Annotated in this window: 24 protein-coding genes; 14 read left to right on the top strand and 10 right to left on the bottom strand. The window is 76.4% G+C overall.

Annotation, left to right across the window (positions count from 1 at the left end; translation table 11 throughout):
* Window positions 1–51: 51 nt before the first annotated feature.
* Entirely contained in the window at window positions 52–1293 is a 1242-nt protein-coding gene (locus BLR12_RS04680; RefSeq protein ID WP_091374007.1) for an arginine deiminase, read from the bottom strand.
* A gap of 107 nt (window positions 1294–1400) precedes the next feature.
* Between BLR12_RS04680 and BLR12_RS04675 the strand changes: the two genes are divergently transcribed.
* Together BLR12_RS04675 and BLR12_RS04670 are read left to right on the top strand one after the other, a co-directional pair.
* Window positions 1401–2168, top strand: a complete 768-nt coding sequence (locus BLR12_RS04675; protein WP_091374005.1) for an SDR family oxidoreductase — start codon at window positions 1401–1403, stop codon at window positions 2166–2168.
* Window positions 2165–2767, top strand: a complete 603-nt coding sequence (locus BLR12_RS04670; RefSeq protein WP_091374002.1) for a hypothetical protein — start codon at window positions 2165–2167, stop codon at window positions 2765–2767. The genes BLR12_RS04675 and BLR12_RS04670 overlap by 4 nt, the downstream gene beginning before the upstream one ends.
* Here the strand turns inward: BLR12_RS04670 and BLR12_RS04665 are convergent.
* On the bottom strand, window positions 2742–6107 hold the full coding sequence (locus tag BLR12_RS04665; protein WP_176832341.1) for an AfsR/SARP family transcriptional regulator: 3366 nt from the start codon (window positions 6105–6107) through the stop codon (window positions 2742–2744). The genes BLR12_RS04670 and BLR12_RS04665 overlap by 26 nt on opposite strands.
* Window positions 6108–6269: 162 nt before the next feature.
* On the opposite strand from BLR12_RS04665, the gene BLR12_RS04660 reads away from it, so the two are divergent.
* From BLR12_RS04660 to BLR12_RS04650, 3 genes are all read left to right on the top strand, one after another.
* Window positions 6270–7721: an FAD-binding oxidoreductase gene (locus BLR12_RS04660; RefSeq protein WP_091374412.1), complete on the top strand. Its 1452-nt coding sequence runs from the start codon at window positions 6270–6272 to the stop codon at window positions 7719–7721.
* A 198-nt stretch (window positions 7722–7919) separates the two neighbouring features.
* Window positions 7920–9302 (top strand): FAD-binding oxidoreductase, encoded by a 1383-nt coding sequence (locus tag BLR12_RS04655; protein ID WP_091373996.1) that lies wholly within the window; start codon window positions 7920–7922, stop codon window positions 9300–9302.
* Window positions 9299–10603, top strand: a complete 1305-nt coding sequence (locus BLR12_RS04650; protein WP_091373992.1) for a (Fe-S)-binding protein — start codon at window positions 9299–9301, stop codon at window positions 10601–10603. The genes BLR12_RS04655 and BLR12_RS04650 overlap by 4 nt, the downstream gene beginning before the upstream one ends.
* Window positions 10604–10616: 13 nt before the next feature.
* Here BLR12_RS04650 and BLR12_RS04645 read toward each other — a convergent pair whose 3' ends face one another.
* Window positions 10617–11708, bottom strand: a complete 1092-nt coding sequence (locus BLR12_RS04645; protein ID WP_091373989.1) for an FUSC family protein — start codon at window positions 11706–11708, stop codon at window positions 10617–10619.
* A 134-nt stretch (window positions 11709–11842) separates the two neighbouring features.
* Here BLR12_RS04645 and BLR12_RS04640 point away from each other — a divergent pair, with 134 nt between their 5' ends.
* Complete coding sequence (locus BLR12_RS04640) at window positions 11843–12676, top strand: methyltransferase domain-containing protein (RefSeq protein ID WP_255363284.1); 834 nt, start codon at window positions 11843–11845, stop codon at window positions 12674–12676.
* Window positions 12677–12762: 86 nt separating this feature from the next.
* Here BLR12_RS04640 and BLR12_RS04635 read toward each other — a convergent pair whose 3' ends face one another.
* Window positions 12763–13518, bottom strand: a complete 756-nt coding sequence (locus BLR12_RS04635) for a MerR family transcriptional regulator (protein ID WP_091373986.1) — start codon at window positions 13516–13518, stop codon at window positions 12763–12765.
* Window positions 13519–13863: 345 nt separating this feature from the next.
* On the opposite strand from BLR12_RS04635, the gene BLR12_RS04630 reads away from it, so the two are divergent.
* The 6 genes from BLR12_RS04630 to BLR12_RS04610 are packed head-to-tail and all read left to right on the top strand — an operon-like array spanning window position 13864 to window position 18559.
* Window positions 13864–14505 carry an ABC transporter permease gene (locus tag BLR12_RS04630; RefSeq protein ID WP_091373983.1) on the top strand — a complete coding sequence of 214 codons (642 nt, stop codon included), beginning with the start codon at window positions 13864–13866 and terminating at the stop codon, window positions 14503–14505.
* Window positions 14498–15679 (top strand): ATP-binding cassette domain-containing protein, encoded by a 1182-nt coding sequence (locus BLR12_RS04625; protein WP_091373980.1) that lies wholly within the window; start codon window positions 14498–14500, stop codon window positions 15677–15679. The genes BLR12_RS04630 and BLR12_RS04625 overlap by 8 nt, the downstream gene beginning before the upstream one ends.
* Window positions 15676–16482: an ABC transporter permease gene (locus BLR12_RS04620; RefSeq protein WP_091373977.1), complete on the top strand. Its 807-nt coding sequence runs from the start codon at window positions 15676–15678 to the stop codon at window positions 16480–16482. The genes BLR12_RS04625 and BLR12_RS04620 overlap by 4 nt, the downstream gene beginning before the upstream one ends.
* Entirely contained in the window at window positions 16483–17466 is a 984-nt protein-coding gene (locus BLR12_RS04615) for a glycine betaine ABC transporter substrate-binding protein (protein ID WP_091373973.1), read from the top strand.
* A 41-nt stretch (window positions 17467–17507) separates the two neighbouring features.
* A complete protein-coding gene (locus BLR12_RS24290; RefSeq protein WP_176832340.1) occupies window positions 17508–17645 on the top strand; it encodes a hypothetical protein in 138 nt (45 codons plus the stop codon).
* 11 nt (window positions 17646–17656) lie between these two features.
* Entirely contained in the window at window positions 17657–18559 is a 903-nt protein-coding gene (locus BLR12_RS04610; RefSeq protein ID WP_091373971.1) for a haloalkane dehalogenase, read from the top strand.
* Between the two features lie 88 nt (window positions 18560–18647).
* Here the strand turns inward: BLR12_RS04610 and BLR12_RS04605 are convergent, their stop codons facing one another.
* The 5 genes from BLR12_RS04605 to BLR12_RS04585 all read right to left on the bottom strand — a co-directional run bounded on the left by BLR12_RS04605 (window position 18648) and on the right by BLR12_RS04585 (window position 22098).
* Window positions 18648–19094, bottom strand: coding sequence for a YdeI/OmpD-associated family protein (locus BLR12_RS04605; protein WP_091373968.1), 447 nt, complete (start codon window positions 19092–19094; stop codon window positions 18648–18650).
* Between the two features lie 16 nt (window positions 19095–19110).
* A complete protein-coding gene (locus tag BLR12_RS04600; protein ID WP_176832339.1) occupies window positions 19111–19944 on the bottom strand; it encodes an ABC transporter permease in 834 nt (277 codons plus the stop codon).
* A complete protein-coding gene (locus tag BLR12_RS04595; protein ID WP_091374404.1) occupies window positions 19941–20930 on the bottom strand; it encodes an ABC transporter ATP-binding protein in 990 nt (329 codons plus the stop codon). Before BLR12_RS04595 ends, BLR12_RS04600 begins: the two co-directional genes overlap by 4 nt.
* 50 nt (window positions 20931–20980) lie before the next feature.
* Entirely contained in the window at window positions 20981–21361 is a 381-nt protein-coding gene (locus BLR12_RS04590; RefSeq protein ID WP_091373965.1) for an antibiotic biosynthesis monooxygenase, read from the bottom strand.
* A 134-nt stretch (window positions 21362–21495) separates the two neighbouring features.
* Window positions 21496–22098: a TMEM165/GDT1 family protein gene (locus BLR12_RS04585; protein ID WP_255363283.1), complete on the bottom strand. Its 603-nt coding sequence runs from the start codon at window positions 22096–22098 to the stop codon at window positions 21496–21498.
* 149 nt (window positions 22099–22247) lie between these two features.
* Between BLR12_RS04585 and BLR12_RS04580 the strand changes: the two genes are divergently transcribed.
* Window positions 22248–23393: an MFS transporter gene (locus BLR12_RS04580; protein ID WP_255363282.1), complete on the top strand. Its 1146-nt coding sequence runs from the start codon at window positions 22248–22250 to the stop codon at window positions 23391–23393.
* On the opposite strand, the gene BLR12_RS04575 is transcribed toward BLR12_RS04580, so the two are convergent.
* Window positions 23386–23991 (bottom strand): membrane protein YczE, encoded by a 606-nt coding sequence (locus BLR12_RS04575; protein WP_255363281.1) that lies wholly within the window; start codon window positions 23989–23991, stop codon window positions 23386–23388. The genes BLR12_RS04580 and BLR12_RS04575 overlap by 8 nt on opposite strands.
* 59 nt (window positions 23992–24050) lie before the next feature.
* Here BLR12_RS04575 and BLR12_RS04570 point away from each other — a divergent pair, with 59 nt between their 5' ends.
* Window positions 24051–25481: a MocR-like transcription factor YczR gene (locus BLR12_RS04570; RefSeq protein ID WP_091373960.1), complete on the top strand. Its 1431-nt coding sequence runs from the start codon at window positions 24051–24053 to the stop codon at window positions 25479–25481.
* Window positions 25482–25514 lie beyond the last annotated feature (33 nt).

The following is a 25514-nucleotide window of genomic DNA, read 5'->3' as shown; positions in this document are numbered from 1 at the left end:
GCCTTTGTCGCGATATTGGCAGGTTCACCGCCAATATCGCGACAAAGGCGGTCAGAGGGGGTCGCGGCGGACGGGGCAGGACATGCACCTCGGCCCGCCGCGGCCGCTGCCGAGCTCCGAGCCCGCGATCCGGACCACCTCGATGCCGGCGGCCTCCAGCGCGGCGTTGGTGACGGTGTTGCGCTCGTAGGCCACCGCCAGCCGCGGGGCCAGCGCGAGGGTGTTGTTGCCGTCGTCCCACTGCTCGCGCTCGGCGGTGACCGGGTCCAGGCCGGTGTCGATCACCCGCAGTCGGTCGATGCCCATCGCGGCGGCCGCGGCCTCGACGAACGGCGCGGGGCCGCGGACGACCAGGTCGGTGGTGTCGTCGGCCATCCCCCCGGCCCCACCCACCCCGGCGGTCACCGTCCAGGCCACCAGCGTGTCCGCGACCGCGGGGTACATCACCATCGCGTCGACGTCGACCATCGTGGCGACGGTGTCCAGGTGCATGGTCGCCCGCCGCTGGGCGATGGGGACGACGAGCACCGTGTGCGCCAGCCCGCGGGCGAACACCCGCCGGGCCAGTCGCTCCGCCCCGCCGGGCGTCGTCCGCTCGCCGACGCCGACCGCCACCACCCCGGGCCCGAGCAGCAGCACGTCGCCGCCCTCCAGGTGCTCCAGCGAGGCGTCGTAGAGCTGCTCGCCCCCGGCGAAGCGCGGGTGGTGGGCGTAGACCGCCGCGGTGATGGTGCTCTCCCGGTGCCGCGCGGGCATCGCCAGCGACGTGACCGCCACCTGGTCGCCCACCCACACCGACGAGTCGCGGGTGAACAGCAGGTTCGGCAGCGGGGGGACGACGAAGTCGCCGCGGCCCATCAGCTCGTAGGACAGGCCGCGGGCGCCGGGCAGCTCGTCGTGCGCCACCCCGGCGATCAGGGCGCGGGCGAGGTCCTCGGGGGAGAGGCCGGCCAGGTGGGCCGCGGCGGTGCGCGTGAGCGTGGCGCCCAGCCGGGGGTCCTCGACGGCGGCGGCCACCAGCTCGTCGCGGGCCGCGGGGACGGCGAGGACCTCGGCCAGCAGCCGGTCCAGGTACAGCACCTCCACGCCGCGGGCGGTCAGCTCGGCGGCGAACGCGTCGTGCTCCTCCTGCGCGCGCCGGACCCACGGCACGCCGTCGAAGAGCAGCTGGTCGTTGTTGCGCGGGGTCAGCCGGCGCAGCTCGGCGCCCGGCCGGTGCAGCAGCACCGTCCGCAGCGGCCCGACCTCGCTGGTGGCCCCGGCGGCGGTGGACCCGGCGGCAGGTGCGGTCATCCTGCGAGGCTGGCACAGCAGGCGTCCCGGGCGCCGTACGGGCGCTGGGTAGGGTGCCCCGGCCGGGGGACGACGGCGTCCCCGCCACCCCTGTGGAGGACCCGCCCGTGGACCTGTTCGACCTGACCGGGAAGGTCGCCGTGGTCACCGGCGGCACCCGCGGCATCGGCCTGATGATGGCCCGCGGGCTGCTGCAGGCCGGGGCGTCGGTCTACGTCAGCTCCCGCAAGCCCGAGGCCGGCGAGGCCGCCGTCGCCGAGCTGTCGCCGTTCGGGCGGGTGGCGTCGATCCCCGCCGACGTCTCCACCGAGGCCGGGTGCGTGCGCCTGGCCGCGGAGGTCGGCCGCCGCGAGCAGCGGCTGCACGTGCTGGTCAACAACGCCGGCGCGACCTGGGGCGAGCCGTTCCCGACCTTCCCCGCGTCGGCGTGGGACAAGGTGCTCGACCTCAACCTCAAGGCGCCGTTCTTCCTCACCCGCGCCTTCCTGCCGCTGCTGGAGGCCGCGGGCACCGACGACGACCCGGCCCGCGTGGTCAACGTCGGCAGCATCGACGGGCTGCACGCGCCGTCCCTGCCGACCTACTCCTACTCGGCGAGCAAGGCCGGCGTGCACCACCTCACCCGGGTGCTGGCCAAGGAGCTCGGGCCGAAGCGGATCACCGTCAACGCCGTCGCCCCGGGGCCCTTCGAGTCGAAGATGATGGCCGCCACGCTCGCCGCCCACGGCGACGAGATCGCCGCGTCGTCCCCGCTGGGCCGCATCGGCCGTCCCGACGACATGGCCGGCGTCGCCGTGTACCTGGCCGGCCGCGCGGGCGCCTACGTCACCGGCGCGGTCATCCCGGTGGACGGCGGCCGCGCGACCACGCTGTGACGCGGCTGCGCTTCGACGGCTGGATCCTCGGGGTCGGCACCGCCTCGGGCACCCGCGCCGTCGTCGGGCACTGGCCGCGCTCGCCGCTCGGCCCGCTGTCCGACGTCATGGTGCAGCGGCCCGACGGGCACCGGGTGCTGCTGGCGCCCACCCGGGAGGCGGCCGACTTCATCGCGGCGACCTACGCGTTCGACGAGGTCCGGCTGGTGCCGGTGACGGTGCGCCGGCCGGATCCCGCGACGTGGGAGGTGGACGCCGGCCCGCTGCGGCTGCGCGCGCGGACCGGCCGGCGGTCGCGGCTGGGGTGGCTGCTGCGCGGCGTCCCCCCGCCGCTGGCCCGCGCGCCCGCGTGGGTGGGCCTGCTCGACCGGCCGGCGCGGCTGCTGACCGGCCTGCGCACCACCGGGTCGGCGGGCAACGGGCGCACCGAGTGGTACGGCGTGCAGGACCTGCACGCGGTGACGGCGGTCGACGCGACGTGGGACGGCGGCCCGCTGGGCGCGCTGGCCGACGTGCGCCCGCCGGTGACCTTCGGGTTCGGGTCGGTGCCGCCGCGGCCGCGGCTGGCCCGGGTCACGACGACGGTGCAGGTGCCCTGAGCTCCGTCCGCGGCGCCGGGACGGCGATCCGGGCCAGGTGCGACTCGGCCAGGGCCACCTGGTGCGGGGAGCCGACCTCCGCGCCCTCCCGCGCGGCGGCGCGCCACCAGCGGGCCGCGCCGGCCAGGTCGCCGCTGCGCTCGGCGAGCCGGCCGAGCAGCTCGTCGTAGGCGCCGAGGGTGAGCGACGGCGTCCCGAGCACCGCCTGCCGGCCGGCGTAGGGGAGCAGCGACTCGACGGCGGCCGCCCGGGCCGGCTCGTCTCCCAGCCACAGCGAGGACTCCGCCTGCAGGTAGAGCGCGACGTCGCTGGCCCAGTCGCGCACCTGGGTGCGCCCCCAGCGCGCCCGCAGCCGGCGCGCCTCGGCCAGGTCGCCGGACTCCGCGGCCGCGAGCACCGCCATCTCCTGCAGCAGCGGGGCGCCCTCGTCGCCGGTCTCGACCAGCAGGGGCAGCGCGTCGCCCTCGCGGTGGTCGGCGCGCCGCAGGGTGAACTGGTGCGCCGCGTAGGCGTGCCGCGCGTGCGGGGAGACCCGCCGGAACCGCTCGTAGGCCTCGGTGGTCAGCTCCTCGGCGCGGGCGGCGTCGCCGCGCAGCCAGGCCAGCCCGCCGGCCTGCCACAGCACGTGGGGGCGCACCTCCGGCCCGCTCAGCGACACGGCCAGCCGCCGGGCCTGGGCGTGGTCGGCCTCGAACCCGGCCAGGTCGCCCAGGTGCAGCCGGATCGCCGCCCGGTGCAGGTGGGCGACGAACTCGGTGCGCCGGGGGAGCCCGCGCCCCGCGAGCTCCAGCGTCTCGTCGGCCGCCGCCAGCCGCACCTCCGCCGCACCCGGCCGACCCCACACCGCCAGGCTGAGGTTGTTCAGCGTGCGGCCGAGCAGTTCCGGGTCCCCGGTCCGCCGGGCCAGCTCGACCGCCCGCCGGGCCGCGCGCACGCCGCGGTCGTCCGGCCCGAAGGCGAGCTCCACCCCGAGGGTGCCCAGCAGCCGGGCGGTCGTCGCGACGTCGTCGTCCGGACGGCGCGCGACGAGGTCCTCCAGCAGCGCCACCATGTCGTCGTCCACCACGCCGTGCGGCCGCCAGTTCCACAGCGTGACGCTGCCCCACACGGCCGCCGCCTCGGCCAGGCACTCGCGGTCGTCGAGCTGCCGCGCGACGGTGATCGCCTCGGCGACCACCGTGCGGGCCTCCATCAGCTGCCCGCTGCGCAGCAGGTCGCTGCCCAGGGCGGTGAGCAGGTCGTGCCGGGTGCGGGCGGCGTCCGGCCCGGTGCGGTCCACCAGGTCCAGCGCCCGGCGGGTGTGCGCCGCGGCCTCGCCGTGCGCCAGGCGCGCGCGGGCGGCCCGGGCGGCGGCCGTCGAGTACAGCCGCGCCGGGCCGGGCCCGGTGACCGGCAGCGCCGCGACGAAGTGGTGGGCCAGCCGCTCGACCAGCTCGTCGTCGGTGGTGCCGGGCAGCCGGCGCTCCAGCGCCTCGCCCAGCCGGGCGTGCAGCCGGGCCCGCTGCAGCGCGGACAGGTCGCCGGCCAGCACCTCCTGCACCAGCGCGTGGGCGAACCGCCAGTGCCACGGCGTCCCGCCCTCGACGACCAGCCCGGCGGCGACGGCGGCGTCCAGGGCGGCCAGCGCCTCCTCGGCCGGGGTGCCGGCGGTCTCCAGCAGGTCCAGCGACACCTCCCGGCCGGCGACGGCGGCCAGCTCCAGCACCGCCCGGTTGCCCGCGGGCAGCCGGCCCAGCCGGGTGCGCAGCACCTCGCCGATCGACGGCGGCACCGGCTCGCGGTCCAGGTGCCGGTCGTGCGCGACGACCATCCAGCGGGCCAGCTCGACGACGAAGAAGGGGTTGCCGGCCGTGCGGTCGTGCACCACCGCGGCCAGCGACCGGTCGCCCAGCGGGCCGAGCTGGCCGGCCATGAGCGCGGCGACGTCGTCGGGTCCCAGGCCTTCCAGCCGCAGCCGGCTGGCGGCCGGCTCGCGGTTGAGCCGGGCCAGGCAGTCGACGACGGCCTCGGGCAGCTGCTCGCCCACCGTGCGCACGGTGAGGACGACGAGCAGCGGCACCCGCGGCAGGTGCCGGGCCAGCAGGGCCAGCAGCTGCACCGAGGTGGTGTCGGCGCCCTGCAGGTCGTCGAGGACCACGAGCACCGGGCGGGCCGCGGTGGCGGCCGCGGCCAGCCGGGCGCGCAGGTCCTGGAACAGCCGGAAGCGCGCGGCGTCGGCGTCCCCCGTGGCCTCCTCGGCCGGCAGCACGAGCTGCTGCTGGCCCAGCTGCTCGAGCACCTGCGCCCACGGCCACAGGGCCGGTGCGCCGGCGTCGTCGGCGCACCGGCTCCAGGCCACCGACCAGCCGGCCGCCCGGGCGGCCTCGGCGGCGGCCTCGGCCAGCCGGGTCTTGCCGATCCCGGCCTCCCCGCCGAGCACGAGGACCCCCGGGCGGCCCGCGGCCGCCTGCTCGGCGACCGCCCGCACGTGGGCGAGCTCGGCCTGCCGGCCGACCAGGGTCTCCGCGCCGGGCGCAGCGGACGGCAGCACGACCGGCGTCGGGACGACGGACAGCACCGGGCGCGGCACGCGGTCGGTGAGCCGGGGGTCGTGCCGGAGCACCGCCCGCTCCAGGTCGCGCAGCTCCGGGCCGGGGTCGATGCCGAGCTCCTCGCGCAGCAGCTCGGTGCAGCGGCGCAGCGCGTCGAGGGCGTCGGCCTGCCGGTCGGCGGCGTACAGGGCGGTGACCAGCCGGGCCCACAGCCGCTCGCGCAGCGGGTGCTCGGCGACCAGGTGCTGCAGGTCGGCGGCGGCGGCGTCGGCGCGGCCGGCGGCCAGCAGGGCGTCGCAGCGGCGCTCGCGGGCGCGCACGTGCAGCTCGCTCAGCCGCAGCCGGTCGGTGGCCGCACTCGGCAGGTCGCCGAGCTCGGCCAGCGGCTCGCCGCGCCAGAGCCCCAGCGCCCGGTCGAGCAGGGCCACGCCACGCGCCGGGTCGCCGGCGGCCACCGCCCGGTCACCCTCCTCGGCCAGCTGCGCGAAGCGCAGGCTGTCCAGCTCCTCCGGGCCGGCCTGCAGCAGGTAGCCCGGCGGCCGGGTGAGCAGCACGGCCGGGGCCGCGCGCGGGCCGCGGCCGGGCTCCAGCACCCGCCGCAGGTGCGAGACGTGCGCCTGCAGCGTGCCGGTGACCGACGGCGGGGGCTCCTCGCCCCACAGGGCCGAGACGATCCGGTCGACGGCGACCACCCGACCGGGCTGGGCCAGCAGCAGCGTCAGCAGCGCCCGCGGCTTCGCGCCACCGACGTCCACGGGGCGGCCGTCGTCCCCCTCGACCTCGAGCGGTCCGAGGACCCGGAAGCGCACGGCTCCGGATCCTGGCAGCCCCGGGTCCGCCGCGGGGGGTCCTTGGTCCCGGCAGCCGGCAAGTCGGGCCCCGAGCCGGCCGCAAGTGCGCCGCAAGTGGCGGCCGACAGGGTCGGCGTCGTCCCGGTCCCGCCCCTCCGTCCCTGCGAGGAACCCCCCGCCATGAGCCCCACCGAGCTCGCCACCGGCACCGTCGTCCCCACCCCGCGCACCCCTGCCGACACGGCCGTCGCGATCGTGCCCGCCGCCGACGTCGACGACCTGCGCGGCCGCGTGCACGGCCCCGTCTACGCCGCCGGCGACGAGGGGCTGGCCGCCGAGGTCGCCACCTTCAACCTCGCCGTGCGGCACACCCCCGCCGTCGCGGTCGGCGCGACCTGCGCCGCGGACGTCGCCGCCGCCGTCACCTGGGCGGTCGCCCACGGCCTGCCGGTCGCCGTCCAGGCCACCGGGCACGGTCCGGTCCGGAACGCGGCCGGGTCGGTGCTGGTCTCCACCCGCCGCATGCAGGGCGTCACCGTCGACCCGGTCCGCCGCACCGCCCGCGTCGAGGCCGGCGTCAGGTGGGACAAGGTGCTGGCCGCGGCCGCGGAGCACGGGCTGACCGGCCTGTGCGGGTCGTCGTCCGGCGTCGGGGTGGTCGGCTACACCCTCGGCGGCGGGATGGGGTCGCTCGGCCGGAGGTACGGCTTCGCGGCCGACTCCGTCGTCTCCGTCGACATCGTCACCGCGGACGGCGCACTGCGGACCGTCTGCGCCGACAGCGAGCCCGAGCTGTTCTGGGGCGTGCGCGGCGGCAAGGGCAACTTCGGCATCGTCACCTCGCTGGAGATCGGGTTGTTCCCGGTCCGCTCGGTGGTCGGGGGCGGCGTCTTCTTCGCCGCCGAGGACGCCGCCGCCGTCCTGCACGCCTTCCGGGAGTGGGCGCCCACCATGCCGGAGGAGGTCGGGACGTCGATCGCCGTCCTGCGGCTGCCGCCGATGGAGGAGCTGCCCGAGCCGCTGCGCGGGCAGACCGTCGTCCACCTGCGCTACGTGTACTCCGGCGGCGACCCGGCCGAGGGGGAGCGGCTGGTCGCGCCGATGGAGGCGGCCGGGCGGATCGTGCTCGGCTCCATCGGGCCGCTGCTGCCCACCGAGATGGACGCCGTGCACATGGACCCGCACGACCCGATGCCCGTGTGGGAGAAGGGCATGCTGCTGGCGGAGCTGACCGAGGAGACCGTCGAGGCGTTCCTCGCCGCGGCCGGCCCGCAGGTGCACGTGCCGCTGGTCATGGCCGAGATCCGGATGCTCGGCGGCGCGCTGGCCCGCGAGCCGCGCGTGCCCAACGCGGTGGCCGGCCGGGGAGCCGCGTGGTCGGTGTTCGTCCTCGGGGCGATGGTGCCCGAGCTCGCCGAGGTGCTGCCGGTGGTCGGCCGCGGGGTGCTGGCGGCGCTGCAGCCGTGGGCCGCGCCCGGGGGCCTGGTCAACTTCCTCGGCGACGTCGCCGGGCCGGACGAGGTGGCCGCGGCCTACCCGCCCGCGGTGCGCGAGCGGCTGCTGGCGCTCAAGGCCGCCGTCGACCCCGCCGGCGTCTTCTCCTCCGGCCACGCCCTGACCCCGCGTAGCTGAGGGCCCGGGTCGCCCCGGGCCGCGAGATCGGCGGTCCCGTGGCCATCGGCCCTCGATGGCCGCGAGACCGCCGATCTCGTCGGAGGTGGTGGTGGGGGGTGAGGGCGCCGCCCGGAGGGGCAGCGCGTGGCGTCCGTCACTAGGCTCCCCGCTGCGGCCGAGCGCGGGGCCCACCCGCCCGCCGCGAGGGGGTGCGACGTGGCACTGGAGCCCGGGGTGCTGGCCGAGCTGGAGTCGATCGTCGGGCGGGAGCACGTCCGGCACCGCGAGGGGGAGGTCGCCCCGTACGCCCGGGACGCGACGCCGTTGTTCTCCTCCCCGCCGGACGCGGTGGTCTTCCCGGCGCGCACGGAGGAGGTCGCCGCCGTCCTGCGGTTGGCCACCGCCCACCGCGTCCCGGTCGTCCCTCGCGGCGCGGGCTCGAACCTGTGCGCGGCGACCGTGCCGCTGCAGGGCGGGATCCTGCTGGTGCTCACCCGCATGGACCGCGTGCTCGAGATCAGCACCGAGGAGTTGCTGGTCCGCGCCGAGCCCGGCGCCACCACGGCCACCGTCGCCGATGCCGCCGCCGCCGCGGGGTTGCTGTTCGCGCCCGACCCGGGCAGCCGCACCGTCTCGACCGTGGGGGGCAACGTCGCCACCTGCGCCGGCGGACTGCGCGGCCTCAAGTACGGGGTCACCCGCAACTACGTGCTCGGTCTCGAGGTGGTGCTACCCACCGGCGAGGTCATCCGCACCGGCGGCCGGCTGTGGAAGGACGTCGCCGGCTACGACCTGACCCGCCTGCTCACCGGCTCGGAGGGCACCCTCGGCGTCATCACCGAGGTGACCCTGGCGCTGCTGCCGATGCCGGCCACGGCCAGCACCGGGGTGGCCTACTTCTCCTCCCTGGCCGACGCCGGCCGCGCGGTGACGCAGGTCCTCGGCCACGGCGTGGTGCCGGCGACGCTGGAGTTCCTCGACCGCACCTGCATCGGCGCGGTCGAGGACTACGCCCGCCTGGGGCTGCGCACCGACGCCGGGGCACTGCTGCTCTTCGGGGACGACGGGGAGCCCGACGTCGTCGAGCGCAACCTGACCCGCATGGGCGAGTTGTGCGCCGACGAGGGCGCGCTCGAGGTCACCGTGGCCAAGGAGATCGCCCAGTCCGAGGCGCTGCTGGCCGCCCGCCGCTGCGCGCTGCCGGCACTGTCCCGGCTGGACACGCTGACCGTGCTGGAGGACGTCACCGTCCCCCGCCCGCGGCTGGCCGAGATGGTCGACCGGATCGAGGCCGTCGCCGCCCGGCACGACCTGCTGATCGGCACCTTCGGCCACGCCGGCGACGGCAACCTGCACCCCACGGCCGTGGTCGACGTCCGTGACCCGGCGGCCGCCGACCGCACCCACGCCGCCTTCGCCGAGGTCTTCGCCGCCGCCCTGGAGCTCGACGGCACCATCACCGGGGAGCACGGCGTGGGTGCCGCCAAGCTGCCCTACCTGCGCGACCGACTGGGAGACGACCAGATGGCCCTGCTCCGGCGGATCAAGACCGCCTTCGACCCGGCCGGCATCCTCAACCCCGGGAAGACGGGCTCGTGAGCTCGGAGGTGTCGGGCGCCACCGACGCCCCGGGGGCCGCCGGGGCGGCAGCTCGCGGGATCTTCCCGCCGGAGCTGCTCGACCGCTGCATCTCCTGCGGGTTCTGCCTGCCGGCCTGCCCGACCTACGCGTTGAGCAAGGACGAGAAGTCCTCGCCGCGCGGCCGGATCACCCTGATGCGCGCGCTGGAGACCGGCGTCCTGGACGACGACGACCCGACCCTCCAGGAGGAGTCGTCGTTCTGCCTCGGGTGCCGGGCGTGCGAGCCGGTCTGCCCGGCCGGGGTGCAGTACGGCGAGCTGCTCGAGCACTGGCGGTCCCACCAGTGGCAGGGACGGCGCCGGCCGCCGCTGGCGCGGGTGCTCACCACTGTCGTCGTTCGCAACTGGCTGGTACGCCGGCTCGGCACCTTCAGCCGTCACGCGCGCACGGCGACCGCGGCACCGCAGGGCCCGCACCTGATGCTGGGCTGCTTCGAGCGCGCGCTCTTCCCCGGGGTGAGCCGGGCCGCACGGCGGCTGCGCCCGGAGTTGGACGCGCCGGGTGACCAGGGCTGCTGCGGTGCCCTGCACGCGCACAACGGCGACCTGGAGCTGGGCCGCACGATGGCCCGGCGGCTCGGCGGGCAGCTGCCCGGCACGATCGTCACCACCGCGGGCGGCTGCGCGGCGCACCTGGCCGGCATGCTGGGCCGGGACCGGGTCAAGGAGTTCTCCGAGTACCTCGCCGGTGACACTGGGACGGCCCTCGGCGAGCTGCGCGTCGACGGACGGCGGGCGCGGGTCGCGCTGCAGGACTCCTGCCACCTGCGCAACGGGATGGACGTCTGGCGGGAGCCGCGGGAACTGATCGCGGCCGTCGCCGACTACGTCGAGCTGCCCGGCGCGGCCCAGTGCTGCGGCTCGGCCGGGACGTACTCGCTGCTCCGGCCGCGGGACAGCCGCCGCGTGCTGGCCCCGAAGCTCGACCAGATCGAGGCGGCCGGCGTCGACTACGTCGTCGCGGTGAACCCCGGCTGCCAGCGGCAGCTGGTCACCGGTCTGCGGCGCCGCCGCTCCCGGGTGCGTGTGCTCCACCTGACCGAGCTGCTGGCCGCTGCGCAGGACGGCGGGCTGCCCCGCCGCCGGCTGCGGCTCGGAGCGCGGCCGGGCCGCCGCGCCGAGGTCCCCGCCGACGAGCCCGCCGGGCCGGCCGCCCACCTCAACGACCGGCCCATGCCCGACGACCCGGGTGCGGCCGGTGCCGGCCGCCCCGACGCGCTGGACGGGTCTGCCGGCCCCGACGAGGTGCACCGCGGCTGACCCCGCCGGCCGGTCAGGCGGGCAGTGGCTGCCTCCGGTGCGCGCCGAGGGCGGCGAGCCCCCGGCGCACGCCGACCGCGACCGCGCCCAGGGCCAGGAAGCCGTCCTCGTCGGCCGGCCGGGCGGTGCGCAGCAGCCCGACGAGCCGCTCCAGCGCCGCCTCCGCGGCGGCGATCCGCTCGTCGCGGCGGTCCGGCGTCGTCCCGTCGGTGCTGTGGTGCGGCGTGCGGACGACGCCGGCCAGCCCGCTCAGCGCGTCGGCGAGCACCCAGCCGGTGCCGGGCTCGACCCGGTCGACACCGCGCCGGTGGGGCTGGAACTCGACGACCAGCGAGGTGAGGTCGTCGACGAGGACGGCGACGCGGTCGAGTGCCCGGGACTCCGCCCGGATGCCGCGGGCCCGGCCCTGCCAGCGCCGGGCCCGCGGGTTGGCCCGGCGGGCCCGCTCGACGGCGGCCTCGGCGGCGCGCATCCGGTCCAGCGCCCGGTCCAGCCCGCGGGAGCGGCCGGCCCATTCCGCGGGTTCGGGCACCCGGCCCTCGCGCAGGGTCCCGGCGATCTCGTCGAGGTGCGTGGCGAGCAGCGAGCGGGCGGCGGCGATCTGCTCGACGGCGCGGGTGAGCTGCATCGGCGGGAACAGCACCGTGGTGACCAGCACGCCGATCGCGGCCCCGAGCAGGGTCAGCCCCGCGTAGCGCAGCACGTAGGTCTCGGGGTCGTCGAGGCCGACGGTGATCATGAGGACGGCGGCGAAGCTGACCCAGCTGGCCTGCTCGCGCCACAGCCGCCACTGCTCGACGGCGATCGCCACGGCGACGATCAGCGCGATGGTGAGGGCGTTCGGCACCGCCCGGGTGAGCTCGTAGAGGGCCACGGCGAGCGCGAAGCCGGTGAGGATGGCGAGCACGCTGCGCCAGGCGGCGCTGGCCGAGTCGGCGATCGTCGGGTGCACCGCGATGACCGCTCCCAGCGGGGCGTAGTACGCGTAGTCGCTCAGCAGCGGCGGCAGCAGGAGGGCCACCTGCCAGGCCAGCCCGGCCGCCACCGCCGCCCGCACGCCGCGCTGCACGGCCGGACGGTGCAGCCGCACCCACAGGGCTCCCACGCCGGCCAGGATGACCGGTGCTGCAGCCTCCCGTTGCGCCGGGTTCCGACGCCGCTGCGTTCCGTGAGTGGCGAGCCCTCGTGCCGTGGGGTGGGGTCGCTCCGGACGTGCCGCATGTCCAGTGAGTGAGATACGTGTTCCACTCTGTGGACACCGAGGTGGAGGGTGGGCAGGTGGACACCTACACGCACGGGCACGCCGACCCCGTCCTGCAGTCCCACCGCTGGCGCACCGCGGAGAACTCCGCGGCGTACCTGCTGCCGTCGCTCCGACCCGGCCTCGACGTGCTCGACGTCGGTTGCGGCCCCGGCACCATCACCGTCGACCTGGCCGAGCGCGTCAGCCCTGGCCTGGTCGTGGCGGTCGACGTCTCGCCGGACCCCCTCGACGAGGCGCGGGACCTGGCCGAGCGGCGGGGTGTGCCGGTGGAGTTCGCGGTCGGCGACGTCTACGCGCTCGATGCGGTCGACGAGTCGTTCGACGTCGTCCACGCCCACCAGGTCCTGCAGCACCTCACCGATCCGGTCGCCGCACTGCGTGAGATGGCCCGGGTGTGCCGGCCGGGCGGGGTGGTGGCCGTCCGTGACGTCGACTACGCGACGTTCACCTGGTTCCCCGCCGACGCGGGCCTCGACCGTTGGCTGGACCTGTACCACCGGGTCGCGCAGCACAACGGCGCCGAGCCCGACGCCGGGCGCCGGCTGCTGGCGTGGGCCCACGCCGCCGGCCTGCACGACGTCACCGCGACGACCGGCTCCTGGTGCTACGCCGCACCGGCCGAGCGGGAGTGGTGGGGGAACTCGTGGGCCGGCCGCGCGACGGCGTCGTCCTTCGCCGAGCAGGCGCGGTCGTACGGGCTGGCCACGCCGGCCGAGCTGGAGGAGGTCGCCGCCGCCTGGCGCCGCTGGGCGGCCTCGGACGACGGCTGGCTCGGCATGCTGCACGGGGAACTGCTCATCCGGGTGTGAAGGGCTCAACGGTGTGCGCGGATGCGCAGCTCAGGCGAGCCGAACTGCGCATCCGCGCACACTGATGGCGGGTGGGCCGCGACCGGTCAGCCGTCCTGGCGGGCGGCGTTGGCCTGGACGGCGCTGCTCACGTACCGCGCGAGGCCGGGCGCGACCCGCTCGTAGTGCGCGGTGAACCGCTCGTCCTCCACGTACATCCGGCCGAGCGCCGCGTGCATCTCAGGTGGGCAGTCGTAGTAGTTCCGGCTGATCTGCTGCCGGTGCTCCTCCGCGAGGTCCATCGCCCGCTCCGAGTCGGCCGGGACGCCGTCCCGCAGCGCCTCGGCGAAGCGCCGCTCGACGTCCTCGCCCTCGGCCTTGACCCGCAGCCAGTCCTCCTTCGTGTAGCCGCGGGTCCGCCGCTGTGACTCCTGCCAGGCCTCGGTGTCGCCCCAGCGCTCCTCGGCCTCCGCCTCGTACTGCGCCGGGTCGTGCTCGCCGAAGACCTCGAACCGCTCCTCGGGGGTCAGCGAGATCCCCATGTCCATCGCCTCCATCTCCTTCTCGACGGCCGCGACCATCGCCCGCGTCCGCTCCACCCGGTCGAGCAGCAGCCGGTGTTGCCGGCGCAGGTGCTCCGCCGGGTCGGCGGCGGGGTCGTCGAGCAGGGTCGCGACCTCCTCGAGGGGGAAGCCGAGCTCGCGGTAGACCAGCACGCGGTGCAGCCGGTCCAGGTCCGCCGGCGCGTACTGCCGGTACCCGGCCGAGGTGCGGCCGGACGGCGACAGCAGCCCGATCCGGTCGTAGTGGTGCAGCGTCCGCACGGTCACACCCGCCAGCGCCGCGACCTCACCCACGTTCATCGGCGTCCTCCTCCTGACACCGGCCAGTGCACGGCCTGACGTCGCGTCAGGGTCAAGCCGACGGGTGGCTGCGGTCACCCGATGGCGTTGCCCGGCGCGCCGGCCCGAGGCGGCACGTCACAGCATCGCAATGCGGCTCGGGTCGCCACCGGCCCGGGCCTGTGGCAGCGTCGTCCGACGGCGGAGACGACACCGTGCCGCAACCCGGGGCGGGACGCCTCCCCGCGCCGCGGGGGATGCGGGCGCAGCGCCGGGTTGCAGGGAGCGCACCGCCCTCCGGGAACGGGCCCGGGCAACGGACGACGAGACCCCGCCGCGCGGTGGGGCACGAGGAGGTGCTGCCGCATGTGGGACTACGTGATCGAGCGCCGCGGGCTGATCGCCTTCCAGGCCTTCCAGCACGTGAGCCTGGTGGTCCAGTGCGTGCTGCTCGGGTCGGTGATCGCCGTCGCCCTGGCCGTGCTGGTCTACCGCAGCCCGGCCGCCACGGCGCTGGCCAACGGCGTCTCGGCGGTGGGCCTGACCATCCCGGCGTTCGCGCTGCTGGGGATCCTGCTCGCCCCGTTCGGCTTCGGGATCACCCCGGCGGTCATCGCGGTCACCTTCTACGCGGCGCTGCCGGTGCTGCGCAACGCCGTCGTCGGGCTGGCCGGGGTCGACCGCTCCCTGGTCGAGTCCGCCCGCGGCATCGGCATGAGCCGGCCGGCGGTCCTGCTGCGCGTGGAGCTGCCGCTGGCCTGGCCCGTGGTCCTCGCCGGCATCCGCGTCTCCACGCAGATGGTCATGGGGATCGCGGCCATCGCCGCCTACGTGCTCGGGCCGGGGCTCGGCGGCCTGATCTTCTCCGGTCTCTCCCGGCTGGGTGGCGCCAACGCCCTGAACTCCACGCTGGTGGGGACGATCACGATCGTCCTGCTGGCCCTCGTCCTCGACCTGCTGCTCGTGCTGGCCGGTCGCCTCACCACCCCCAGGGGGATCCGTGTCTGACACCACGCTCGAGCCGACCGCCGCGGCGTCCGCCGGCCGACGCGTCAGCGGGGTGCCGATCCGCCTGGCCGGGGTCACCAAGCGCTACCCCGGCCAGGACCGCCCGGCCGTGGACGACGTCGACCTGGAGATCCCGGCCGGCGAGACGGTCATGTTCGTCGGGCCGTCGGGCTGCGGGAAGACCACGCTGCTGAAGATGATCAACCGGCTGATCGAGCCCACCGGCGGGCGGATCCACCTGGGCGACGAGGACGTCACCGACCAGGACCCCGACCGGCTGCGCCGCCGGATCGGCTACGTCATCCAGGCCGGCGGGCTGTTCCCGCACATGACCGTCGGGACCAACATCGGGCTGGTCCCGCGGATGCTCGGCTGGGACAAGCAGCGCACCGCCACCCGCACGGAGGAGCTGCTCGACCTGGTCGGCCTGGACCCGGCCGTCTACCGCGACCGCTACCCGCGCGAGCTCTCCGGCGGCCAGCAGCAGCGCGTGGGCGTGGCCCGCGCCCTGGCCGCCGACCCGCCGGTGCTCCTCATGGACGAGCCCTTCGGCGCCGTCGACCCGGTCACCCGCCAACGCCTGCAGGACGAGCTGCTGCGCATCCAGGAGGAGCTGGGCAAGACCATCGTGTTCGTCACCCACGACTTCGACGAGGCGGTGAAGCTCGGCGACCGGATCGTCGTCTTCGACGTGGGGGCACGCGTGGTCCAGTACGACACCCCCGAGGCGATCCTCGCCAGCCCGGCCGAGGAGTACGTCGCGGACTTCGTCGGCGCCGGCGCCACGCTCAAGCAGCTCACGCTGACCCGGGTGGCCGACGTGGAGCTGCAGCAGGTGACGACGGCGACCGTCGGCGGCGACGCCGGCCAGGCCGTGGCCGCGGCGCGCGCCGCGGGGCACGACTTCGTCGTCGTCCTCGACGAGCGCGGCCGGCCGGTCAGCTGGCCGACGCTGGCCGAGCTCAGCCGGCGGACGACCGTGCCCGCCACCGTGGACGAGCGGCTCCCGGTGGTCGGGCTGCGCTCCACGCTCAACGACGCGCTGGACACCATGCTCGCCGCCAGCCAGGGCGGGGTGGTCGTGACCGGCCGGCGGGACGCCCTGGCCGGGGTGCTGAAGGTGGAGAGCGTGATGGCGGCGATCCAGCGCTCCCGGGCGGAGGCGGCCGGGTGACCGCCGCTACCGAGACCTCGCCGCTGGACGCCCCGGAGTCGGCGACCCGGCGGGCTGACGAGGCGACCGCCGGTTCCGGGCGCGGCGCCTGGCGCGCCCTCGCCGTCCAGCCGCTGCTGGTCGCCGCCGGCGTGCTGGCCTTCGTGCTGTGGCGGCTCAACGCCTCGCTGAACGAGACCGAGGCCCGTCAGCTGGGCTGGACGGCGCTGTGGCGGAGCATCCGTGAGCACCTCCTGCTGACGGTCACCGCCGCGGCGATCGTGCTGCTGATCGCGGTGCCCCTGGGGATCGCCCTCACGCGCCGGCCGCTGCGCCGGTTCAGCCCGCTGATCACCGGGGTCGCCAACACCGGCCAGGCGGCGCCGGCGATCGGCCTGTTCGTCCTGCTGGCCACCTGGCTGGGGTTCGGCTTCGGGACGACGGTGGTCGCGCTGGTCGTCTACGCGGCGCTGCCCGTGCTGCGCAACACGATCGTCGGGATCCGGGGCGTCGACGACCGGCTGGTCGAGGCCGGCCGGGGGATGGGCATGAGCGCGGGCGCCGTCCTGTTCCGGGTGGAGCTGCCGCTCGCCGTGCCCGTGATGCTGGCCGGGGTGCGCACCGCGCTGGTGCTGCTCGTCGGCACCGCGACGCTGGCCACCTTCATCGACGGCGGTGGCCTGGGCGTCCTGATCAACACCGGCATCACGCTGTCACTGGACTCGCTGCTGGTCAGCGGAGCGGTGCTCGTGGCGCTGCTGGCACTGGCCGTCGACTGGCTGGGCCGCGTCGTCGAGCACGTCGCCCGGCCGAAGGGACTCTGAATGCGCACCCGCCGTCCGGCCGCCGCCGCGCTGCTCGCGGTCACCACCCTGCTCACCGGCTGCGGCCTGGAGAGCGCCAACACCTTCACGCCGCAGGCCCAGCCGGCGCAGATCGAGCCGATCCCCGGCGCGGACGGCGCCGAGGTCGTGGTGGGCACCAAGAACTTCACCGAGGCGCTGATCCTGGGCAAGATCGCGGTGATCGCCCTGCAGGCCGCCGGGTTCGACGTCACCGACCGCAGCGGCATCCCGGGCGCGGCCCCGGCGCGGGCGGCGATGCTCGACGGCGAGGTCGAGGTCCAGTGGGAGTACACCGGGACCGGGTGGCTGAACTACCTGGGGATGCCCACGGGGATCCCCGACCGGCAGGAGCAGTACGAGGCGGTGCGGGACGCCGACCTGGCCAACGGCCTGACCTGGCTGCCGCCCGCGCCGGCGAACAACACCTACGCCTTCGCCGTCCGCAGCGAGGCGGTGCCGGAGCTGGGCGGCATCGACTCGCTCTCCGACATCGCCGCGCTGCCGGTGGAGGAGCGCACCTTCTGCGTCGAGTCGGAGTTCGCCACCCGCAGCGACGGGTTCGAGCCGATGCTCGAGGCGTACGGCATCCCGCTCGGCGACCCGCAGGGCGTGCCGCGCGACAACGTCAACATCCTCGACACCGGCGCGGTCTACACCGCCACCGACAACGGGCTGTGCAACTTCGGCGAGGTCTTCACCACCGACGGCCGCATCCCGGCGCTGGACCTCACCGTGCTCGAGGACGACCGGGCCTTCTTCCCGGCCTACAACGTCGCCCCGGTCGTGCTGACCGAGACCCTCGAGCAGCAGCCGGGGATCGCCGAGGTGTTCGCGCAGATCACCCCGCTGCTCACCGACGACGTGCTGCAGCAGCTCAACGCCCGGGTCGACGTCGACGGCGAGGACCCCGCCGACGTGGCCCTGGACTGGCTGGTGTCCGAGGGGCTGGTCGCCCGCGCCTGATCCCGGCCCGCATGCAGGGGCCCGCGCCGAGCTGGCGAGGCGTGGGGGGCAGGCAGGTCCTCCTGCTGCCCAAGCGCAGCGCCGCGCAGTGGGCGGCCCTCCGCGAGCGCATCGAGGCCGCCGCGCGGCGGGCGGCCGGGCCCGCCACCCCGAGCGGTGCCGCACCCGGGGATGGGTGAGGATCGCAGGCATGGCCGCTGACGTCTCGCCCGACGACCCGTTCCCCCGCCAGCGCGTCCGGGTCGACCGCCGGGCCGACGGCAACCTGCAGATGGCCTACGTCGAGGCCGGGGAGGGGGACCCGATCGTCTTCCTGCACGGCAACCCCACGTCGTCCTACCTGTGGCGCAACGTCATCCCGCACGTGCAGCACCTCGGCCGCTGCCTGGCGCCGGACCTGATGGGCATGGGGGAGTCGGACAAGCTGCCCGACGCCGGCCGCGGCAGCTACTCGTTCGCCGCCCACGCGGGCTTCCTCGAGCGGTTCCTCCAAGAGGTCGGCGCCACCGAGCGGGTCACCTTCGTGCTGCACGACTGGGGCTCGGCGCTGGGCTTCGACTGGGCGCACCGGCACCCCGGCGCGGTCCGCGGCATCGCCTTCACCGAGGCGCTGGTCGTCCCGCTGACCTGGGCCGACTGGCCGGCCGACGCGCGGCGGATCTTCCGCACGATGCGCGGTCCGGACGGCGAGGCCGCGGTGCTGCAGAAGAACGTCTTCGTCGAGCGCATCCTGCCGGCGTCGGTGGCCCGCGGCCTGAGCCCGGAGGCGCACGACCGCTACCGCGAGCCCTTCGCCGACCCGGCGCACCGCTGGCCCACGCTGGAGTGGCCGCGGCAGCTGCCGATCGAGAACGTGCCGCCGAAGGTCCGCGACGTCGTCGCGCGGTACGGCCAGTGGCTGCGCACCAGCGACGTCCCCAAGCTGTTCATCGACGCCGACCCGGGCTCGATCCTCGTCGGCCGGCCGCGGGCGTTCGTGCGCAAGTGGACGGCGCTGACGGAGGTGACCGTGCCCGGTGGCCACTTCGTGCCGGAGGACTCCCCGCACGAGATCGGCCGGGCGCTGGCCGACTGGATCCCGACGCTGCGCTGACGCGGGCGGCTGCGCACCGCCGGTCCTCTCGGTGCTCTGCGGGTCCTGTCGCGCCCGCAGACCACGAGAACACCCGGCAGTGCGGTCCTCAGCGGGTCTTGCGGCCGGCCTTCAGCGCGGCGGCGGTCTTCTCGATCCGCGCGGCCCGCGTCTCGGGCTTCTTGGCCTCCTCGACCCAGCGCACCCACTCCTTGCGGTGCGACGGCGCGAGGCCCGCGAAGAAGGCCGTGGCGCCGTCGTCGAGGGCGGCAGCGAGGTCGTCGGGCAGCGGGGTCTCGCGCGGCGCGGTGTCCAGCTCCACCCGGACGTCGACCTGCTGGCCGGCCTGCACGCCGGCGGCCTCGCGGTGCTCGGCGGCCAGCGGGATCCAGGACGCCCCGCCCATCGGCGCCACCGTCGTCCGGTAGGTGTGCGCACCGACGGTCACGGTCACCGGCGGCCGCTTCCCCCCGCCCAGGGCGTCGACGACCTCGTCGGGCACCTGCAGCCCGGTGGCCGTCTTGCCGCCCAGCTCCACCGTCGTCCGGAATTCCACGGGCCGGAGGTTACGGCTAGTCCAGCGCGCGACGGCGGAAGCCGACCAGGCTGGTCACGCCGAAGACGGCGAGGAAGCCGGCCAGCGCCACCGCGCACAGCCACAGCGGCAGGTGTGGCACGCCCGGTGCCATCTCCGCCCGCAGCGCCTCGCTGACGTAGGTGAGCGGGTTGAGCGCGCAGACGACCTGGAACCAGCGCAGCGTGTCCAGCGACTGCCACGGGAACTGCGTCGAGCCGGTGAACAGCAGCGGCGTGAGGACGACGGCGAACACGACGTTGATCCGGTTGGGCTTCACGAACGTGCCCAGCGTCATGCCCATCACCGCGCCGACCAGGGAGCCGAGCACCAGGAAGGCGGTGAGCACCGGCAGGTCGCCCCACTCCACCGGCAGCGCGCCGAGCACCCACCAGCTGATCGGGAACATCACCGCCGCGGCGACCAGCGCCCGCAGCACCGAGAACACCACCTTCTCGACGGCGACCAGGGCGGTGGGCAGCGGCGCGAGCAGCCGGTCCTCGATCTCCTTGGTGAAGGAGAAGTCGATGACCAGCGGGAAGGCGGTGTTCTGCAGCGCGGTGAGGAACGCGGTCAGCGCGATGACGCCGGGGAGCAGCACGTCGGAGTACTCGTCGGTGGCGAAGCCCAGCTCCACGAGCACCTTGCCGAAGACGAACAGCAGGAACACCGGCTGCAGCACGACCTGCAGCAGGAAGGGCACCAGCTCCCGGCCGGTGACGAAGACGTCGCGCCACAGCAGCGCGCGGAACGCCCGGCCCACGTCCGGCCGGCCCGGCGTGGGGACGGCGGCAGGCACCCTCAGGCCGGGCCCGGCGGTCTCCGTGCTCATCGCAGCTCCCGTCCGGTCAGGCCGAGGAAGACGTCCTCGAGGCTGGGCTCGCCGATGCGCACCCCGGTCAGCCGCGCCCGCCGCGCGCCGAGGGCCTCCGACACCGGGCCGACCGAGGCCGCGGCGTCCCCGGACAGGTACAGCCGGGCGCGCAGCCCGGCGCCGTCGGCGACCTGCTCGACCCGTTCGGCCAGGGCTTCCAGGGCAGCCAGCACCGCTTCGTCGGTGTCGTCGGGGGCGCGCGCCACGTCGACGTCCAGCGTGGCGCTGCCCGGCAGGGCGCGGGTGAGCGCGGCAGGGGTGTCCAGGGCCAGCAGCCGGCCGTGGTCCATGATCCCGACCCGGTCGCTGAGCGCCGCGGCCTCGTCCATGTCGTGCGTGGTGAGCACGACGGTCACCCCGCCGTCGCGCAGCTCCCGCACGCGGTCCCACACGAACAGCCGGGCCTGCGGGTCCAGCCCGGTGCTCGGCTCGTCGAGGAAGACCACCTGCGGGGCGTGCATGAGCGCGCGGGCGATGAGCAGCCGCTGGGCCATGCCGCCGGAGTAGTCGTCGACCTTGTCCCCGCCGCGCCCGGCCAGCCCCAGCTGCTCGAGCAGGGCGTCGGCCCGCCGGTTGCGCTCGGCCCGCCCGATCCCGTGGTAGGCGGCGTGGAAGACCAGGTTCTGCCGGGCCGTCAGCGCCCGGTCCAGGTTGGATCGCTGCGGCACCACCGAGAGCCGGCTGCGGGCGGTGACCGGGTCGGCGGCGACGTCCACGCCGGCCACGCTCGCCGTGCCCGAGGTGGGCAGCACCCGCGTGGTGAGGACGCCGATCGTCGTCGTCTTGCCCGCGCCGTTGGGGCCGAGCAGGCCGAAGACCTCCCCACGGTGCACCGTGAAGCTGATCCCGTCGACGGCGTTCACCGGCCGGCCGGGGTAGCGCTTGACGAGGTCGGCCACCTGCACGGCGACGTCCGCCGGTCGCTCCGCTCCGCCCGTGTCCATCAGCGACCATGCTGCCACCACGGCCGGCGGAGGCGGCGCGACCGGGCCGGTCACGCGGACAGGGCAGCGGCCGTCTGCACCGTGGGGACGACGCCGGGGGTGCCGGGGTGGGACCGGTTGCTGAACTCCCGCATCTCCGATCGCCAGCGCCGCATCGCCGCGCGGTGCGGGTCGGTGCGGACGAACGCGTGCACGGCGGCGTCGTCGTCCCACCACGACACGGTGGTGAAGTGGCGGGCCAGGGGCTGGGCCCGCAGGTACAGGGAGCGGGCGCCCGGGGCGCCCATCGCCTGCGCGCGGATGGCCAGCGAGTCGCGGAAGAACGCCGGGACGTCGCGGAACCGGCGCAGGTGCAGGTGGGTGACGACGACGACGCCCGGACCGTCGGCGACGGGGGCGGCGGTCCACGGCAGGTCGGGGATGACGGGCACGGCGGCCTCCTCAGCTCCCCGTGTGGAGCGAGGTTGGGCCTCCTCGCCACGGCCGGGAAGTGCCGTTGTGCCCCTTGGCCCCCTGCAGGGGCCCGCCGTGAGCTTGCGAGCGGTGGGGGGCAGGGGGTCCTCTTTCAGCCGGTCAGCGTGCGCACCGTCTCGACCGCGGCCACCACGGCGAAGACCAGGAAGAGCGCCGCGGCCACCCGGCGGATGAGCGCCACCGGCAGCCGGTCGGCGAGCCTGCGACCGAGGAACACGGCCAGCGCCGAGACGGTGAGCAGCGCGGCCCACGCGCCGGCGAAGACCGAGACCGGGTCGTCCAGGCGCGCGGCCAGCCCGGCGGTGGCCAGCTGGGACAGGTCACCCCACTCGGCGGCGAACAGCACGCCGAAGGAGATGGCGGCGACGCGGAGGAAGGACCGGCCCTCCTTGCCCTCGGCGACGTCGTCGGCGTCCTCCGGCCCCTCCGTCGCGCTGCGCCACAGCAGCACGGCGCCGACCAGGAACAGGACGGCGACCACGCCGCTGACCAGCGCCTCCGGGAGCAGCGAGAGCAGGCTGCCGGCGGTCACCGCGATGGCGACCTGCAGGCCGAAGGCCGCCCCGACGCCGACGAACACCGGCAGCGGCGGGAACCGGGTGGCGAGCACGAGACTGGCGAACAGCGTCTTGTCCGGCAGCTCCACCGGCAGGACGAGCACGAAGGCGGTCGCCACGACGGTCAGGGACAGCACTGGTGGTTCTCTCTTCCGCTCGACCGCCGGGCAGGGGAACCGGTCCCCACCCCGGCCGGGGAGCCTAATCGAGGGCCCCGGGAATCCCGGTGCGGGCGGGGACGCACCGCGCTACGGTCCGCGCCATGCCGTTCCGTTGACGCCCGGCCGTGGCACCCCCGCCGCCCGCCGCCCGGTCGCTCGCCCGCCTGGCGGTGGGCTGGACCGCGCTGTCCGAGCTGGTGCCGCTGTACCCGCTCTACGCGCTGCTGTTCCTCGACACCGGCCTGTCCGCCGCCGACGTCTCGCTGCTGTTCGCGTCCTGGTCGGTCGCCGCGCTGCTGACCGAGGTCCCGGCCGGCGCGCTTGCCGACCGGTGGTCCCGCCGGGGTGCGCTCGTCCTGGGCGGCGTCCTCCAGGCGGCCGCCTTCGTGGTGTGGACGGTCGCGCCGCAGTTCTGGGGCTTCCTGGCCGGGTTCGTGGTCTGGGGGGTGGCCGGCGCGCTGGTCTCCGGCACCGTCGAGGCGCTGGTCTACGACGGGCTGGCCGATGTCGGCGCCGAGGACTCCTTCGCCCGGGTCAACGGCGCGATGACCTCGGCCGAGCTGCTCGTGCAGGTCCCGACGGCGGCCGCGGCCAGCGCGCTGTACGCCCTCGGCGGCTACCCGCTGGTGGGCTGGGCCAGTGCCGCGGTCTGCCTCGCGTGGGCGGCGCTGGCGCTGCGGTTCCCGGAGCCGGCGCGCGAGCCGGACGGCGGGTCGCTGCTGGCCACGCTGCGCGCCGGGGTGGGCGAGGCCGTCCGCGTGCCCGTCGTCCGGCTCACCGTGCTGGCGGTCGCGCTGGTCGGCGGGCTGGACGCGGTGGAGGAGTACTTCCCCGTGCTCGCCGGCGACCGCGGGGTGCCGACGGTCGCCGTCCCGGCCGCGGTGCTGGGCATCGTGCTGGCCGGGGCGCTCGGCGCGGCGCTCGGCGGCCGGGTCGAGCGGCTGCCCGACCGGGCGCTGCCCGCCCTGCTGCTCCTCGCCGGCGTCCTGCTGGCCGTGGTCGCCGTGCTGCCCGGGCCCGCGGCGCTGGCCGTGGTCGCCGTCTCCTACGGGCTGTACCTCGCGGTGCTCGTGGTGGCCGAGGCGCGGCTGCAGGAGCGGATCGACAGCACCCGCCGGGCGACGGTCACCTCCGTCGCCGGCCTCGGCATCGAGGTGGGCGGCCTGCTGGTCTTCGCGGCGTGGGCGGTCGGCGGCGTGCTCGCGGTGGCGGTGCTCGTGCTGGCCGTCGTCCCGGTGGTGGCGGCTGGGCTGCGCCGGCCGGTCAGCTGACCGGCGCGGGCAGCTGCACCGACAGCCGGGGGAGCAGCGCGTGCACCAGCGGCCCGATCGACAGCGCGTACAGCACGGTGGCGACGCCGAGGGTGCCGCCGAGCAGCCAGCCCAGGGCCACGACGGCGACCTCGATGGACGTGCGGACCAGCCGGACCGAGCGCCCGGTGCGGCGCACCAGCCCGGTCATCAGCCCGTCGCGCGGCCCCGGGCCCAGGTGCACCCCGATGTAGGCGGCGGTCGCGACTGCGTTGAGCAGGATGCCGGCGGGGACGAGGGCGACGCGGACGGCGAGGGACGACGGCTCGGGCAGCACGGCGAGGACGGCGTCCAGCACCAGGCCGATGACGACGACGTTGCTGACGGTGCCGAGCCCCGGCCGCTCGCGCAGCGGAGCCCAGGCCAGCAGCACCAGCGCGCCGACGGCGATGGTCACCACCCCGAGGGACCAGCCGAGCTGGCGGGCCAGGCCCTGGTGCAGCACGTCCCACGGCATGACCCCGAGGCCCGAGCGGACGAGCAGGGCCATCGACAGCCCGTAGAGCGCCAGGCCCGCGTAGAGCTGGACGAGGCGGCGGGGGAGTCGGCGGTGGTGCACGGGCTCCAGTCTGCGGCAGGATCGGCCTGGGATCCGCAGGCCAATCCGCAGGAGGTGGCATGGAGTCGACGTCGGCCCGGGCGCTGGCCGCGCTCGTCGGGGACCTCGGCACCGACCGGCCGCCGCGCTACGCGGCGCTGGCCGGGCGGATCCGCCGCCTGGTCGCCGACGGCCGGGTGCCGCTGGGCACGCGGCTGCCCGCGGAACGCGAGCTGGCGACCGCGCTGGCGCTCAGCCGGGCCACGGTCACCGCCGCCTACACGCGGCTGCGCGAGGACGGCTGGGCCACCGCGCGGCAGGGGGCGGGCACGTTCGCGGCCCTGCCCGCCGGCCCGCACCGGGGGGCGTGGGTGCCCGGGCCGGCGGACGACGGCGCGATCGACCTGGCCCACGCCGCGCCGGCCGCGCCCGCCACGGTGCCGGCCGCCCTGGCCTCGGCGCTGGAGGAGCTGCCCCGCCACCTGGCCTCGCACGGCTACCACCCCGCCGGCCTGCCCGACCTGCGCGCCCGCGTGGCCGAGCGCTACACCGCCCGGGGCCTGCCGACGACGCCCGAGCAGGTGCTGGTCACCAACGGCGCGCTGCACGGCGTGTCGATCGCCTTCGCCGGCCTGCTGGGTCGCGGCCGGCGGGTGCTGGTGGAGCAGCCGAGCTACCCCAACGCCCTGCAGGCGGCCCGGGCCCTGGGCGCCCGCGTCGTCCCGACCGCGCTCGACCCGGAGCGGCCCGGCGCCTGGCTGGACGCCGCCGAGCAGACCCTCGACGCCGTCCGGCCCGCGGCGGCGTACCTGATGCCGGACTTCCAGAACCCGACCGGCGTCCTCCTCGACGCGGCCGGGCGCGAGCGGCTGGCCCGGGCCCTGCGGCGCAGCGGCGTCCCGGCCGTGGTGGACGAGACGTTCGCCGAGCTGGGGCTGGACGCGACGGCGCCGCCCCCGCTGGCCGCGTACGGCGCCGGGCACCTCTCGGTCGGCACGCTGAGCAAGGTGGCGTGGGGCGGCCTGCGGGTGGGGTGGGTGCGGGCCGAGGCCGACGTCGTCCGCCGGCTGACCGCGGTCGCCGTCCGGACGTCGATGTCCGGTCCGGTCGTCGAGCAGCTGGCCGCCTGTGCGCTGCTCGACGGGCTGGACGCCGCGCTGCCGGCCCTGCGGGAGCAGTTGCGCGGGCGGCGCGCCGTCCTGGCCGCGGAGCTGCGCACCCGGCTGCCGTCCTGGCGGGTGCCGGAGCCGGCCGGCGGGCTGGTGCTGTGGTGCGGGCTGCCCTCGCCGCGCTCGCGCGCGGTCGTGGCCGCGGCCGAGCGGCTGGGTCTCCGGCTGGCGGCCGGGCCGCTGTTCGGCACCGGGCACGCCCTCGACGACCGGCTCCGGTTGCCCTACACCCAGCCACCGGACGTGCTGCGCCGCGCGGTGGCCCTGCTCGCCCGCGCCGATGCCGAGGCCACCGGCGCCCGGCCGCCCGTCGGCGAGTCGCGCGAGGTGGCGGTGGTCTGACCTCGGGGCTCTCGCGCTGCAGTCCCCGCTTCG

The sequence above is a fragment of the Geodermatophilus sp. DSM 45219 genome (assembly GCF_900104025.1).
Lineage (GTDB): Bacteria > Actinomycetota > Actinomycetes > Mycobacteriales > Geodermatophilaceae > Geodermatophilus.
Note: the sequence above shows the minus strand (reverse complement) of the source record. Positions and strands in the feature narration are given on the sequence as shown.

Excerpts from the sequence above, each read along its gene's own strand:
- BLR12_RS04680 (WP_091374007.1), bottom strand. The coding sequence starts at position 1,293 with ATGACCGCACCTGCCGCCGGGTCCACCGCCGCCGGGGCCACCAGCGAG.
- BLR12_RS04660 (WP_091374412.1), top strand. The coding sequence starts at position 6,270 with ATGAGCCCCACCGAGCTCGCCACCGGCACCGTCGTCCCCACCCCGCGC.
- BLR12_RS04635 (WP_091373986.1), bottom strand. The coding sequence starts at position 13,518 with ATGAACGTGGGTGAGGTCGCGGCGCTGGCGGGTGTGACCGTGCGGACG.
- BLR12_RS04630 (WP_091373983.1), top strand. The coding sequence starts at position 13,864 with ATGTGGGACTACGTGATCGAGCGCCGCGGGCTGATCGCCTTCCAGGCC.
- BLR12_RS04615 (WP_091373973.1), top strand. The coding sequence starts at position 16,483 with ATGCGCACCCGCCGTCCGGCCGCCGCCGCGCTGCTCGCGGTCACCACC.
- BLR12_RS04610 (WP_091373971.1), top strand. The coding sequence starts at position 17,657 with ATGGCCGCTGACGTCTCGCCCGACGACCCGTTCCCCCGCCAGCGCGTC.
- BLR12_RS04600 (WP_176832339.1), bottom strand. The coding sequence starts at position 19,944 with ATGAGCACGGAGACCGCCGGGCCCGGCCTGAGGGTGCCTGCCGCCGTC.
- BLR12_RS04595 (WP_091374404.1), bottom strand. The coding sequence starts at position 20,930 with ATGGACACGGGCGGAGCGGAGCGACCGGCGGACGTCGCCGTGCAGGTG.
- BLR12_RS04570 (WP_091373960.1), top strand. The coding sequence starts at position 24,051 with ATGGAGTCGACGTCGGCCCGGGCGCTGGCCGCGCTCGTCGGGGACCTC.